Annotated in this window: 12 protein-coding genes, 1 tRNA gene and 3 pseudogenes; 1 reads left to right on the top strand and 15 read right to left on the bottom strand. The window is 59.5% G+C overall.

The window, feature by feature from the left end; all coding sequences use genetic code 11:
- Window positions 1-2: 2 nt before the first annotated feature.
- From M2360_RS24775 to M2360_RS24735, 9 genes are all read right to left on the bottom strand, one after another.
- A complete protein-coding gene (locus M2360_RS24775) occupies window positions 3-389 on the bottom strand; it encodes a transposase (RefSeq protein ID WP_280778065.1) in 387 nt (128 codons plus the stop codon).
- 94 nt (window positions 390-483) lie between these two features.
- Window positions 484-1,518, bottom strand: coding sequence for an ABC transporter permease (locus M2360_RS24770; protein ID WP_280778064.1), 1,035 nt, complete (start codon window positions 1,516-1,518; stop codon window positions 484-486).
- Window positions 1,515-3,029, bottom strand: a complete 1,515-nt coding sequence (locus tag M2360_RS24765; protein WP_280778063.1) for a sugar ABC transporter ATP-binding protein — start codon at window positions 3,027-3,029, stop codon at window positions 1,515-1,517. Before M2360_RS24765 ends, M2360_RS24770 begins: the two co-directional genes overlap by 4 nt.
- 74 nt (window positions 3,030-3,103) lie before the next feature.
- On the bottom strand, window positions 3,104-4,177 hold the full coding sequence (gene torT, locus M2360_RS24760) for a TMAO reductase system periplasmic protein TorT (protein ID WP_280778062.1): 1,074 nt from the start codon (window positions 4,175-4,177) through the stop codon (window positions 3,104-3,106).
- Window positions 4,178-4,205: 28 nt separating this feature from the next.
- Window positions 4,206-5,174 (bottom strand): biotin-dependent carboxyltransferase family protein, encoded by a 969-nt coding sequence (locus M2360_RS24755; protein ID WP_280778061.1) that lies wholly within the window; start codon window positions 5,172-5,174, stop codon window positions 4,206-4,208.
- Window positions 5,164-6,039, bottom strand: a complete 876-nt coding sequence (locus M2360_RS24750) for a carboxyltransferase domain-containing protein (RefSeq protein ID WP_280778060.1) — start codon at window positions 6,037-6,039, stop codon at window positions 5,164-5,166. The genes M2360_RS24755 and M2360_RS24750 overlap by 11 nt, the downstream gene beginning before the upstream one ends.
- Window positions 6,039-7,421 (bottom strand): acetyl-CoA carboxylase biotin carboxylase subunit, encoded by a 1,383-nt coding sequence (locus M2360_RS24745; RefSeq protein ID WP_280778059.1) that lies wholly within the window; start codon window positions 7,419-7,421, stop codon window positions 6,039-6,041. Before M2360_RS24745 ends, M2360_RS24750 begins: the two co-directional genes overlap by 1 nt.
- Complete coding sequence (locus tag M2360_RS24740; RefSeq protein ID WP_280778058.1) at window positions 7,418-7,660, bottom strand: acetyl-CoA carboxylase; 243 nt, start codon at window positions 7,658-7,660, stop codon at window positions 7,418-7,420. The genes M2360_RS24745 and M2360_RS24740 overlap by 4 nt, the downstream gene beginning before the upstream one ends.
- Window positions 7,661-7,672: 12 nt before the next feature.
- Window positions 7,673-8,449, bottom strand: coding sequence for a 5-oxoprolinase subunit PxpA (locus M2360_RS24735; RefSeq protein ID WP_280778057.1), 777 nt, complete (start codon window positions 8,447-8,449; stop codon window positions 7,673-7,675).
- A 281-nt stretch (window positions 8,450-8,730) separates the two neighbouring features.
- On the opposite strand from M2360_RS24735, the gene M2360_RS24730 reads away from it, so the two are divergent.
- Window positions 8,731-9,630 carry a LysR family transcriptional regulator gene (locus tag M2360_RS24730; protein ID WP_280778056.1) on the top strand — a complete coding sequence of 300 codons (900 nt, stop codon included), beginning with the start codon at window positions 8,731-8,733 and terminating at the stop codon, window positions 9,628-9,630.
- A gap of 212 nt (window positions 9,631-9,842) precedes the next feature.
- On the opposite strand, the pseudogene M2360_RS24725 reads toward M2360_RS24730, so the two are convergent.
- From M2360_RS24725 to M2360_RS24700, 6 genes and pseudogenes are all read right to left on the bottom strand, one after another.
- Window positions 9,843-10,314 (bottom strand): annotated as a pseudogene (locus M2360_RS24725) (DDE-type integrase/transposase/recombinase); the annotation flags it as partial.
- Between the two features lie 28 nt (window positions 10,315-10,342).
- A pseudogene (locus M2360_RS24720) lies at window positions 10,343-10,609 on the bottom strand (IS3 family transposase); the annotation flags it as partial.
- Window positions 10,610-10,633: 24 nt separating this feature from the next.
- A complete protein-coding gene (locus tag M2360_RS24715; protein WP_280778134.1) occupies window positions 10,634-11,077 on the bottom strand; it encodes a transposase in 444 nt (147 codons plus the stop codon).
- Window positions 11,078-11,119: 42 nt separating this feature from the next.
- Entirely contained in the window at window positions 11,120-11,575 is a 456-nt protein-coding gene (locus M2360_RS24710; protein WP_280778055.1) for a transposase, read from the bottom strand.
- 80 nt (window positions 11,576-11,655) lie between these two features.
- Window positions 11,656-12,539, bottom strand: a pseudogene (locus M2360_RS24705) (IS3 family transposase); the annotation flags it as partial.
- A gap of 171 nt (window positions 12,540-12,710) precedes the next feature.
- Window positions 12,711-12,787, bottom strand: a tRNA-Met gene (locus M2360_RS24700).
- Window positions 12,788-12,804: the final 17 nt, after the last annotated feature.

Genomic DNA, 12,804 nt, shown 5'->3' with positions numbered 1-12,804 from the left:
AATTAGAGTGATCGGCTTGTCGGACCACGGCTCTTTTGTGCCACCTTCAGGCGCTTACCACGCCGTGAAAGGGTCGAGAAATCCGGCACTGGCAGGGCTAACTCCATCAGCTTCGCAAGTGACCGCATAAAGCCTTGGGTCTGGCGCAGCGCCAAGCGGAACGCAACGCGCAAGGTCAGACAGAGTTCGATCGCAAGATCTGAATACTTGCGCCGCCCACCACGCGTCTTGCGCGGTCCCGCCGTCCATTCCAGAGCCACATCCTCCGAAACTGAGATCGTCAGATCGCCTCGACGGCGAAGGCTCTCGTTATACGCCGGCCAGTTCGTAACCCGGTATCGCCCCTTCCGGAATTTGCCACGACGGCTATCGTGAAATTTGTAGGGCATCGGACCGGTTCACAGCTTGGTAAAGTTCGGCAATACCTTCCCAACTCCATCCGTGCAACACGGTCGCAGGTCGGGATCATTGCGACAAAGCCCGTCAACGCCCACCCACCAGCAAACGATAGCGGAACTGGTCAATAACCACGGCCAGAATGAGAAGCGAGCCAAGCAGGACCATCTGCATGTAGGAGCCGATCTGCATCAGGTTCATGCCGTTTTGGACCAGCGCGATGAAGAAGGCGCCGAGTACGACGCTTTCAACGCGACCGATCCCGCCGCGCAGCGACACGCCGGCGATGACGCAGGCGGCAATCGATTCAAGCGCAATCGAGCCGCCGAGATTGGTTTCGCCGCTTTCCACGCGTGCAGTCAGCAGGATGCCGGCGACCGAGGCCAGGAAGGCACAGATGAGATAGGCGATGAACAGGGTCTTCTTGGTGTCGATGCCCGACAGATTGGCCGCCTTGATGTTGCCGCCGACGGCATAGATGCGAGCACCGGTGCGCGTCCTGTTCATCAGGATCCACATGGCGACAATGGCAACAATCGCGATCAGCACCGGAACCGGTACGCCGAACAGGCGTCCAAAGCCGAAGATATTGCCGAATTCATAGGGCAGGTTGCCAATCGGGACGCCGCCGGTCAGGAAGAGTGCAAAGCCCGCCCCGACCGATTGCACGCCCAGCGTCATGATGAAGGGCGAGACGCCGAACTGGGCAATACCGAGACCGTTGAGGGCACCGAGCGCCAGTGCGGCTAGAAATCCCGCGGACATGCCGAGCAGTATGACCAGCCAGGCCATGTCGGGGAACTGCGCTGCGAAATAGACCATGGCAAGGGCTGATACCACTGATGTGAGCGCAATCGCGGTACCAACGGCGAGATCAAAGCCACCGGTCACCAGAACCAGCATCTGCCCGAGCGAGACCAGCACCAGATAAACCGACTGGCGCGCAACATTGGTGATGTTGTCGAGCGTGAGAAACTGTTTGGAGGTCAGGGTGAAAACAATGAGCGCGGCCAGCAGGAAAAACGGCAGCACGCCGAGCTTGATAAAGAGCATCTTGATGACGGCGCCGAATGCCCTGCCCTGAGATGCCTGTGCTGCGGGTGAAGTGTCTACGCTGGTCATGCCCGTTGTCTTTCCTGATCAAAGAAGGCCGCAAGGACCGCCTGTTCCTGTATGCCCTCGCCTTCGAATTCAGCGGCGATGCGGCCATGGCTGAAAACAATGAGGCGATGAGCGAGATGCATGACCTCCGGCAGATCGGAGGAGATGACAACAACCGCCTTTCCGGCCTCGGCGATGGACTTGATGATCCGGTAGAGCGCCGCGCGCGTGCCAACATCGACGCCAACCGTCGGTTCATCGAAGATGTAGATGTCGAAGTCCTGGCCGAAGCTCTTGCCGAACAGGATCTTCTGCTGATTGCCGCCGGACAGCTTTGCGGTTCCGCGCTCGAGAAAGGCCTCGGTCAGGTCAACCTTGGCGCCGATTTCGCTGGTCTGCCTGTTCATGGCGCGTGTCGACAGGAAACCAAGCCCGGAGCGGCTGTCCGTGTGGTCGATGACCGAGAGCGCGATATTGGCGCGGGCACTGGCGCCGAGGACCAGTCCCTCCTCCTTGCGGTCTGAGGGCAGGAAGAAGACGCCATACTGCATCATGTGGCGGGTGGCGGCGCCGGTGCAATTCACTCCATTCAGGGTGACCGAACCTGCCTCAACGGGCAGGAGGCCCATCAGCGCGCGGAAGCTGCGCGATTTGCCCGATCCGACGAGCCCGGCAACGCCCAGCACTTCGCCACGGCGGACATCGATATCGACGCCCGCGACGCCCCAGGCTCTGAGGCCCCTCACCGTCATGATCGGCTGCAGGTCAGGATTGCGGATGATCTGCGGATAGATCTCCTCCATACGGCGCCCGGTCATCATCTCGACCAGCCGGGTTTCCGTCAGTTCGTGCCCGGCGATGGTGCCGATCAAGCGTCCGTCCCGAAGCACGGTGATGCGGTCGGCGATCGCCTTGAATTCCTGGATCCGGTGCGAAATGTAGACAATACCGACGCCTGCCGCCTTGGCATTGCCGATGAATTCGAAGAGTTTTTCCGTCTCGCGCTCCGTCAGGGAGGCGGTCGGTTCGTCGAGGATCAGGATCCTTGCGTCCTGGTGCAGTGCCTTGGCGATCTCGACCATCTGCTGCTCGGCGCGCGACAGGGAGATGACCGACCGGCGAATGTCGATGTCAAAGCCCAGCCGGACAAAGAGCGCCTTCGCCTCGCGGTTCATCCGGCTGCGATCAACGAGGCCAAAGCGGCGGGGCTCCTGGCCGAGAAAGATGTTCTCGGACACGCTCATCGTCGGGACCAGCGAAAATTCCTGGAACACGGCGCCGATGCCGGCCCGGCGCGCATCTGTGACAGACTGGAAATGCCGTTCCTTGCCATCGATGACCAGCCGGCCTTCGCTTTGGGGTGTGACCCCGGCGAGGATCGAGATCAGCGTTGACTTGCCGGCGCCGTTTTCCCCGAACAGGACATGCACCTCACCGGATTTCAGATCGAAGTCGACGCCGTCGAGCGCACGCACGCCCGGATAGACCTTGGCGATGCCCGACATTTGCACAAGAGTTTCGGTCACGGTCATCCGCACTGGTTCCTGAACACTCAAAGAAATGCCCACGGCGCATTCGCGCGCCGGGGGTTGCCTCGGGGGAGGTATCAGTTGACCGAGAAGACCGGTGCAAAGCCATCCGGCGGCAGGATGTTGGTCTGCGGCACGGTTGCAATGTTGTCTGGATCGACGACGAAGATCTTCGGACCGACATGCTTGACCAGTTCCTTGCCTTCGAGCGCACGAACCGCCTGGTCGATGGCGATCCGGCCCTGAATGACCATGGAATCGGCAGGGGCTGCGAGGATGAAGCCGCGCTTGATGCCTTCATAGACGCCGGGCGTCATGTAGAAGGCGAGCAGATCGACCTTGCCCTGCAGGCCACGTTCGCGGATGAGGCCCTGGGCCGCTTCCGCCGTGACAGCAGTGCCGGCGACATAGCGTACATCCGGCTCGGCCTGCAGCATGTCTTCGACGAGCTTCAGCTGCACTTCCTTGCCGGTATCACCATATTTCGGCTCCAGTGCCTTGACCGCGGAGCCCTTGATGGCTTCAAGGAAGCCGGTATTGGCAGCCTCGACCCAGCCGGCGCCGGCCGGCCCCGGAAACCAGCCGACCTTCACCTCTTCCGAACCCGCCGGGTGCTTCTTGGCGAGATAGGCGCCGGTCTCGTAACCCATGGTGTAGAAGGAAACGAGCGACTTTGCCGTGAGATCCGGCGAGGACATGCCGTTGATCACGTCGATGACAGGGATGTTCTTCTCCTTGATCTCGCCGACGAGGTTGTTCAATCCGTCAAACGAGATGGCGCCGATCACCACGGCCTCAGCGCCACCGGCGACGCAGTCTTCGATCTGGCTGATCTGCTTGTTGAGTTCGGTATAGCCGCCGGCCTCGACGAGGTTCATCTTGACGCCGAGGTCCTTGGCCTGTTCAACGACACCATAATCGACGCCGAGCCAGTAGGCATCCTTCATATGCGGGAAGGAAACGCAAATGTTCCAGGGCTTCTCAGCCTTTTCCAGCGGCGTGTATTCGACGTCGACGGGCTTGGCATCGGCGGCAAAGGGCGGCTCCATGGCCTGGGCGGGATAGGGATACCAGCTATCGGCAAGCGTCGGGCTGGCGATGGACAGCGCAAGCAGCGAGCTTGCCAGTGTCAATACGATTTTATGCGTCATGATCGTTCCCCTTATTGGTTATTGATGATCAGAAGAGTGCGCGGATCTGGTCGATCAGCGCGGTGCGGTCCTTGCGCGCCGTCAGGGCGGTTTCCATGTCGACCTTGACGAAGCGAGTGGGTGTATGCGGCTGCAATTGGCCGATCAGATCCATGTCAGCGGAAATCACCGTGCCGAGCATGAAATAGCCGCCGCCGGAGACGGCATCGCGGTGCAGAATGATGGGCTCGGTTCCGCCCGGCACCTGGATCGAGCCATAGGGATAGCAGCTGTCGACGATGTTCGAGGGATCGGAGCCTGCGCCGAAGGGCGGCGTGCGATCGACGAAATCGAGCTTGCGACCACCCCGGAAGCGGTAGCCCATCCGATCGGCCTCTGGCGCCACCTTCCAGGTGTCCTCGAAGAAGTTCCGGCCCGCTTCCTCGGTGATGCGATGCCAGTAGAGACCCGGCAGGACGCGCAGTTCGGCCGGCATTCCGGGCCTGCGACGCAGGACTTCCGGAATGGACTTTCCTTCGACAGCGTTCCGCGCTTGCCCCACGGGCAGATCATCGCCTGCCGCGAGCGGTCGACCGTTCAGGCCGCCGAGCGCGCCGATGGCATAGGTCGAGCGGGAACCGAGTGCGAGCGGCACGTCGATACCGCCTGATATAGCGATATAGATGCGAGCGCCGGTCTTCAGGTAATCGAAGGTCAGCACCTGGCCTGCCTTGACCTTGAAGGCCGTCCAGCCGGGCTTTTCCTCGCCATCGACCTTGATCGGCATTTCGGCGCCGGTGACGGCGACCATGGCATCCGTTTCAAACTCGAGCTTCGGTCCGATGAAGACGGCTTCGAGGCCGGCAGCCCCCTCGTCATTGCCGACAAGCAGATTGGCAGCCTTCAGCGCCAGCCGATCCATGGCGCCGCCGAGCGGGATGCCGAGGTGGAAATAACCCGGGCGACCGAGGTCCTGGATGGAGGTGGCAAGACCCGGATGGAGAACCTTAATAGCCATGGAGAATGCCCTCCAGCTTTGCGTTGTAGCCGTCGATGTCCTTGCCGAATTCGGTAAGGTCGAACTTCACCTCGCGGATCGGCGGGGAGAAACGGCCCTTGTCGACGTCTTCCACCGCCTGGTCGTATCCATCGCGATCCACCGGCTTGAACTTGACGATGTCGCCGGGGCGGAAGAAGACCATGAAGTCCTTCAGATAGGACGTCGTCTGGGTCGGGTCGTAGATCGGCATCGGCGTGATGCCGAACATCTGGTAGCCGCCAGCACCACGCACCGAATAAATGCAGCCGAAGCAGCCGCCATGGCCGATGGTCAGGCGCGGCGTATCGGTGCGCGGGCGCAGGTATTTCGGCACTTCGATCTGCCGCTGGCGCTCGACCATCTGGTACATGAAAGGCAGGCCGGACACGAATCCGACCATCGAGACGAACCAGGGCGAACCGGCATGGGCCTTGATGAAATCATCGACCGAGCCGTAATTGTTGATCCTGGCTGCATAGTCGAGATCGGTTCCAGCCGGGTCCTGGTGGCGCTCGCGAAAACGCATCAATGTCTCATGGGTCCAGGGATCGTTGTAGAAGACCGGGATTTCGACGATGCGGGTGGAGATCACAGGCTCAGCCTTCGCCGCCGCAAGCTCGATCGCCTGCACTTCCTTCAAAATGTCGTTGGGATGAATGACGTCGGGATCAAACTTGATCTGGAAGGAGGCATTGGCCGGGCAGATTTCGGTAATGCCCTTGATGCCGGCCTGCCGGATGCCGCTGGTCATCGACATCGAATTGAAGAAGGCATCGAGGGACATTTCGTCCGAGCATTCGACGAACAGGTGTTCGTCGCCGCCGAATGTATATCGCATGGGCATCACGCAACCTCCTTTGGTGGAACAGCCGTCTGGAACGCGGTGTCCAGCCAGGGTTCGAGGAACCGGGTGTGGACATCGCCAGAGGCGACGGCGGGGTCAGCGGCCAGCGCCTGGTGCAACGGGATGGTCGTGGCGAGCCCCTTGATCTCCAGGGTCTGAAGCGCCTCGCTCAGGCGGGCGATGCAGCTTTCGCGGGTCTCGCCCCAGACAATCAGCTTGCCGAGCAGCGAGTCATAGAAGGGCGGCACCTGATAGCCGGCATAGAGCATGGTGTCGAAGCGGATGCCCTCGCCTTCCGGAACCGTCAGCGCCTCGATCGTGCCGGGCGCCGGCAGGAAGCCGCGCGCCGGATCCTCGGCATTGATGCGGCATTCGATGGCATGTCCCTGGACCTTGATCTCGTCCTGACGGACAGAAAGCCGAGCGCCGCCTGCAATGCGGATCATTTCCTGCACGAGATCGATGCCCGTCACCATTTCGGTTACCGGATGCTCGACCTGGATACGGGTATTGACCTCGATGAAATAGAATTCGCCGCTCGCCTCGTCATAGAGATATTCGACAGTGCCGGCGCCCCGATATTGGACCTCGCGGGCAAGCGCGACCGCACTGGCGCAGAGTTTTGCGCGCACGGCATCCGGCAGGCGGAAGGCGGGCGCCTCTTCCCAGACCTTCTGCCGGCGACGCTGCAGCGAGCACTCGCGTTCGAAGCAGTGAACCGCATCGGTGCCGTCACCGAGTACCTGAACCTCGACATGCCTGGCGCGCGTAATGACCTTTTCGACATAAAGTCCGCCGTCACCAAAGGCTGCGAGCGCCTCTGCGGAGGCCTGGGGGAAATGGCGTTCGAAATCCTCCATGGTCTCGGCAATGCGGATACCGCGACCACCACCACCGGCTGCCGCCTTGATCATCACCGGGAAACCGATCCCGACGACAACAGCGCGGGCGGCATCGAGATCGTCGATGCGACCCTCCGATCCCGGCACTGTGGGCACACCGGCCTTCTTGGCGACCTTGCGGGCCTCGACCTTATCACCGAGCAGCCGGATGGCGTCCGCACTCGGCCCGATGAAAATGAGGCCCGCATCCACCACCGCTTGCGCGAAAGCTGCGTTTTCCGAGAGGAAGCCATAGCCCGGATGAACCGCATCGACGCCTGTCTCTATAGCCGCCTTCATCACGGCTGCTATGTTGAGATAGGACTTGGCGGCAGACGGCGGCCCGATCTCGACCGAGGCATCGGCCATCTTCACCGCCAGCATGTCCCGGTCGGCGGCGGAGTAGACCTGCACGCTGCGGATGCCGAGGGCCTTGGCGGCCCGGATGATCCTGACGGCGATTTCACCCCTGTTGGCGACAAGGATCGAGCGGATGGTCATGCCTCGACCTCGGCAATCACCTGGCCCGCCATGATCGGTTCGTTGTCTTCGGCGATGAAGACGACGGCTGCACCGGCGATATCGGCGCGGATCTCGTGAAACGTCTTCATCACCTCGATGAGGCCGATCACATCGCCAACGGCGACGGCTTCGCCATCGGCCTTGAACTCAGCGGCATCCGGAGACGGCTTACGGTAGAAGGTGCCGGGAAGTGGCGATCTGATCTCAAGCTTGCTCATCTTTGTCTCCGGTTACTTGATGATTTCGGACAGGGGCGCGATGCGAATGCCTTCCGCGACCAGCGCCTCACGCATCTGGCGGACGATATCGAGTGCGCCGAGCGTGTCGGAATGGAAACAGACGCTTTCAAAGGGGATGTCGATGTCCTTGCCAGTCACGGTCGTTACGGTGCCATGTGTGCAGGCGCGCACCACCTTGCGGGCGATCACGGCAGCATCCGGGCGACCGACATCGCGGGTAAAGACAATCGATCCGTTCTCGTCATAATCCCGGTCGGCATAGAATTCGCGCACGACGGGCTGGCCGGCCTCGATCGCTGCCCTTTCTGTTGCAGACCCTGCCATGCACAGCACATAGGCATTGGGTGCGACTGTGCGCATATACTGGACGAAGATCTGCGCCAGTTCGGGATTGATCGCCATCTCCATGTAGAGCGCACCATGTGGCTTCACATGCTGGAGGCTGGCACCGTGGCGTCGTGCAAATTCGCGCAGGGCGCCGACCTGATAGACCATGTCGTTGACCAGTTCGCGGGCCGTGCCATTGATCTTGCGACGACCGAAACCCTGCAGATCGTCATAGCCGGGATGGGCGCCGATCCCGACGCCATGCTGAACCGCAGTGCGCACCGTATGGTCCATCAGATTGGGGTCGCCGGCATGAAAACCGGTCGCAATATTGGCGGAGCTGATCAAACCCATCAGCACATCGTCGTCCGTATCCCCGACGCGCCAGCGACCAAAGGCTTCGCCCATATCGCAATTGATGTCCACGACTTCGAGTGCCACGTTTCGTTCCTGTGTTGCCTATTTATTGCGCATCTTCTGGAGGCGCTTTTGTTTTGGTCATAAAATGGTAGGAAGAATCAATTCATTTGAAAAATTCTATTTTCAGAAGGACAATATCGGAAATTCAGAAGACAACGCGATCGATCTCTAAAGCCGAATCCCCCCTGAAATTAAGCATTTGGCGATAGTTCTTCTTGGTTGCGCGGTGATGAAATTCAATTTTTTGGAATATTCATCTGATTTTCCAATATCGGATATCCACGAAACAGATTGGAACAGTGATGTCGCTCAGCCTTCGCCAAATTCGCTACTTCGTCGCAACGGCAGAAGCAGGCCAGGTGTCCCAGGCCGCCATCAACCTGGCAATTTCCCAATCGGCGGTGACAACCGCGATCAAGGATCTGGAAGAGACGATTGGCGCTGCTCTTTTTGAGCGCACGCCGCATGGCATGGACCTGACCGGCGCCGGTCGGCGGTTTCTGTCCCAAGCCTATGAGATCCTGCAGAAGGTCGAGGAGGCGACACAGCTCAGCCTCGTTTCGGAAGAGGTCACCGGCACGCTCAGCATCGCGGCGACCTATACCGTCATCGGCTATTTCCTGCCCTTTCATATCGAGCGGATGAAACGCCAGTTCCCCGGCCTTTCGATCCAGCTCTTCGAGATGAACCGGGAATCGGTCGAGGAAGGACTGCTGGCCAATCGCTACGATATTGCGGTGATGCTGACCTCCAACATCCTCAACCCGGAACTCGTTGCCGAAAAACTCCTGAGTTCACAGCGACGCCTCTGGGTGCCGGCGCGCCACCGATTGCTGAGCGAAAGCAAGATCGGCCTCAAGGACGTCGCTGAGGAAGACTATATCATGCTGACCGTGGATGAGGCCTCGCACAGCTCGATGAAATACTGGAGCCAGACGCCCTATCTCCCAAAAATCACGCTTCGTACGTCATCGGTAGAGGCCGTACGCTCGCTCGTGGCGAATGGACAGGGTGTCGCAATCCTCTCGGATATGGTGCACCGTCCGTGGTCCCTTGAAGGCAGACGGATCGAAACGATCTCACTTACCGATCCGATCCCCTCTATGGATGTCGGCTTGGCTTGGAAGCGGAGCGCCGAATTCAGCCCCGCCATGGAAGCTGTGCGAGCCTATTTCCGTCGCTCGTTCAACGTACCTGAATGACTGCAGGAGTGACAGGTGTGTTCCATACCAACCCGAGCTCGGATGGACTTGCATCGGAAAAGTGGAGAGGCATTTTCAGATCAAGCGGCCAGTCTCTCAAACTGTGCGGGGCTTAGGTAGTCAAGCGCCGAGTGCCGCCGGACGGGATTGTAGAAGCCATCGATGTAGCGGTCTGAACCGCCCCGGGTTTGCCGGAGACCGTTTGGTTTAAGTTATGCCGCCATGGCTGGCACGTCCAGCATGGCGTAGTAGCGTTGTTCGGCCTCGGCGGGCGGAATGTTTCCGATGGGCTCCAGAAGTCGGCGGTTGTTGAACCAGTCCACCCATTCGAGTGGGGCGAACTCTACAGCTTCGAAGTTGCGCCATGGTCCTCGTCGATGGATGACCTCTGCCTTGTAAAGGCCGTTGATCGTTTCGGCGAGAGCGTTGTCATAGGAATTGCCAACGCTGCCGACCGACGGCTCTATGCCTGCCGCCGCCAGCCGCTCGGAATACTTGATCGAGATATTGGACGCCCCTGCCGGAATGGTGAATGAGCCCGCCGCGATGGACGGGCCGCCGGTCATGAAGTGCCTGGTCCAGAGCGTCTAGGACAAAACCCGCATGCACCGTCCGGCTCGCCCGCCAGCCGACGATGCGGCGGGCGAAGGCATCGATGACGAAGGCCACATAAACGAAGCCCTGATCTGCTGCCGGTTTATCGGACGCGAGGTTAAGCTAATCCCACCTTGGTTTCAAAGTCATTGGGGCTGAGATAGCCCAGTGTCGAGTGGCGGCGCTTCGGATTGTAGAAGCGCTCTATGTAATCGAAGACATCCGATTTTGCGTCATTCCTCGTGCGATAAACCTTTCGTGCTGTTCTCTCCGTTTTCAGTGATGAGAAGAAGCTCTCCATCGCCGCATTGTCCCAGACATTTCCAGAGCGGCTCATCGAGCAGGTGATGTTGTGGTCTCCCATGAGGCGCTGGAACTGTTCGCTACAGCGTGTCGCCTTCAAATGAATTCATATCCTGCGGCCCGAAAGTAGTTTCTGCATTCGATGGGATCGAACATATTGCAAATATCCGTGAGGCTGTCGCAGATAGCATCGATAGATCGTGCTGCGGCCTTTCTGAGATGGGCCTTGAGCTTGGCAAAAGGCCATTTCGATCGGGTTGAGATCGGGAGAATAGGGCGGCAGAAACAGCATCCAGGCACCCCGGTCGCGGATGATTTCTTCGGCGCGAGGGCTCTTGTGAACCGGCAGGTTGTCGAGAATGACAACGTCAGCCTTCTTCAGGGTGGGCGCCAGTTCATGCTCGAGATAGAATTCGAACCGGGTTTTGTTCATCGGCGCATCGACCAGCCACGGCGCGACCATGGCAAAGCTGCGCAGGCCGGCGATAAATGTCTGGGTGAGGTGATGGCCCAGCGGCGCATAGCCGCAATAGCGCTCTCCCACTGGCACCAACCCATAGTCTTCGTCATGCAGGTGTTGGTCGAAGTTTCGTCAATGAAGACAACGCGATGCAGTTCGCGACCAATCGCCGGAAGACGTTTGGCGATCCAGAAGTCGCGGCGGTGGCTGACATCCGCCCGCAACTGCTCGCTGGCGACTACCGTTTTTTTTACAGCTGCGTTTATGGCGGGCCAGCAATCTCCCGATTGATGAGCGGTGAATGATCAACCCACGCTCTGCAAGCTCCTTGCGGAGATCATCAAGGGTCAGATCACCGTTCTCGTCGATCCGCGCCAGCACAAAGCTTTCATGGTCAGCCAGCTTGCTGCCGCGCCAGCCACCTTGCGGTGAGGCCAAGAGATCGCCTGTCCTGGCCTTAAGAAGAACCATGTCGTTGACGAACCGCACCGAAACCTGAAAAATCCGCGCCGCTTCACGATGACTGTGACCAAGTTCGACAAAGCAAACAACGCGCTGACGCAACTCAATGGGATGAGGGCGGGCCATGATCTGTATCTCCGTTGTGCAAACAGAGAATCATGATTTGCGACATTGCGCTATCTTGAATCAGTCTGGGCGCGATGTGCTGTAGTATATTGGCTGCCCTGATCGGAATGATGCAGGAGAGCATCTGATTTTCCTCGACGCCAGAGCGCCATGATCAGCGCATCTGTGACGCGCTGGGCCGTCATGTTGGCATTCATCGACCAGCCGACGACACGGCGCGAGAACAGGTCAATGACGGCAGCGTCATACAGCCAGCCTTCTGCGGTCCAAATATAGGTGAAGTCGGCCACCCATTTCTGGTTCGGCCGCTCTGCCATGAACTGACGGTCCAGCACGTTCGGCATGATGACGGCGCGGTCACCGGCATCCTTTGGCAAGCCACGCCGTCTTGGCCTGGCCCTGAGCGCATTCAAACGCATCAGCCGCTCAATACGATGGAGGCCACAGGATAACCCTTCTTCCAACACGTCGTGCCATACGCGGCGAGCACCATAGGTGCGGTCGCTGGATTTGAAGCTCTGCGTGATCTTGTCCAGCAGAACCTCATCATAGCGGGCGTGTTCGCTCCGAGAACGATTGAGCCAGGCATGGAAACCTGAACGAGAAACTCCCAGCGCTTCGCAGAGCCATGCCACCGGCCAGATCGAAGGGTGCTTTGCAATGAACGCGAACTTCATATCGCGTCCCTGGCAAAGTAGGCTGCAGCCTTTTTTAGGATATCGCGCTCCGCCTTCAGCTTGGCGACTTCACGACGGAGCCGCTCGATCTCAAGCTGCTCCGGCTTCATCTGGCCTTTTCCAGGAAAGGACTGGCTGGGATCGTCGCCGTATTCCCGAACCCATTTGCGTAACACATTCTCGTGGACATCAAGGTCACGGGCCGCCTGGGCAACAGTGACTCCACGTTCCCTGACCAGCTTCACCGCTTCAAGCTTATACTCGCGGCTGAATATTCGTCTTTGCATGCAGGCTCTCCGGTTTCAGGAGGAACACCTTAACTCGATGTCCACGAAACCGGCAGCAGGCCAGATGCGCCCAAACGGCGGCTGCCATTTCCGTTACACTGCTGGGGCCGGCATTTTCCGGAACGCAAAAACGCCCAGCGATTTTATCACTGGGCGTTTATGAATTGCTCTTGGTTGCGGGGGCAGGATTTGAACCTGCGGCCTTCAGGTTATGAGCCTGACGAGCTACCGGGCTGCTCCACCCCGCGTTACCAGATTTTTGCCG

Origin of the sequence: Rhizobium sp. SG_E_25_P2 (assembly GCF_029892285.1) — a bacterium.
GTDB lineage: Bacteria > Pseudomonadota > Alphaproteobacteria > Rhizobiales > Rhizobiaceae > Rhizobium_E.
The sequence above is the reverse complement of the archived record's forward strand: the minus strand, read 5'-3'. Positions and strand labels throughout refer to the sequence as shown.

Excerpts from the sequence above, each read along its gene's own strand:
- torT (WP_280778062.1), bottom strand. The coding sequence starts at position 4,177 with ATGACGCATAAAATCGTATTGACACTGGCAAGCTCGCTGCTTGCGCTG.
- M2360_RS24740 (WP_280778058.1), bottom strand. The coding sequence starts at position 7,660 with ATGAGCAAGCTTGAGATCAGATCGCCACTTCCCGGCACCTTCTACCGT.
- M2360_RS24755 (WP_280778061.1), bottom strand. The coding sequence starts at position 5,174 with ATGGCTATTAAGGTTCTCCATCCGGGTCTTGCCACCTCCATCCAGGAC.
- M2360_RS24775 (WP_280778065.1), bottom strand. The coding sequence starts at position 389 with ATGCCCTACAAATTTCACGATAGCCGTCGTGGCAAATTCCGGAAGGGG.
- M2360_RS24750 (WP_280778060.1), bottom strand. The coding sequence starts at position 6,039 with ATGCCCATGCGATATACATTCGGCGGCGACGAACACCTGTTCGTCGAA.
- M2360_RS24730 (WP_280778056.1), top strand. The coding sequence starts at position 8,731 with ATGTCGCTCAGCCTTCGCCAAATTCGCTACTTCGTCGCAACGGCAGAA.
- M2360_RS24770 (WP_280778064.1), bottom strand. The coding sequence starts at position 1,518 with ATGACCAGCGTAGACACTTCACCCGCAGCACAGGCATCTCAGGGCAGG.
- M2360_RS24710 (WP_280778055.1), bottom strand. The coding sequence starts at position 11,575 with ATGGCCCGCCCTCATCCCATTGAGTTGCGTCAGCGCGTTGTTTGCTTT.
- M2360_RS24745 (WP_280778059.1), bottom strand. The coding sequence starts at position 7,421 with ATGACCATCCGCTCGATCCTTGTCGCCAACAGGGGTGAAATCGCCGTC.
- M2360_RS24765 (WP_280778063.1), bottom strand. The coding sequence starts at position 3,029 with ATGACCGTGACCGAAACTCTTGTGCAAATGTCGGGCATCGCCAAGGTC.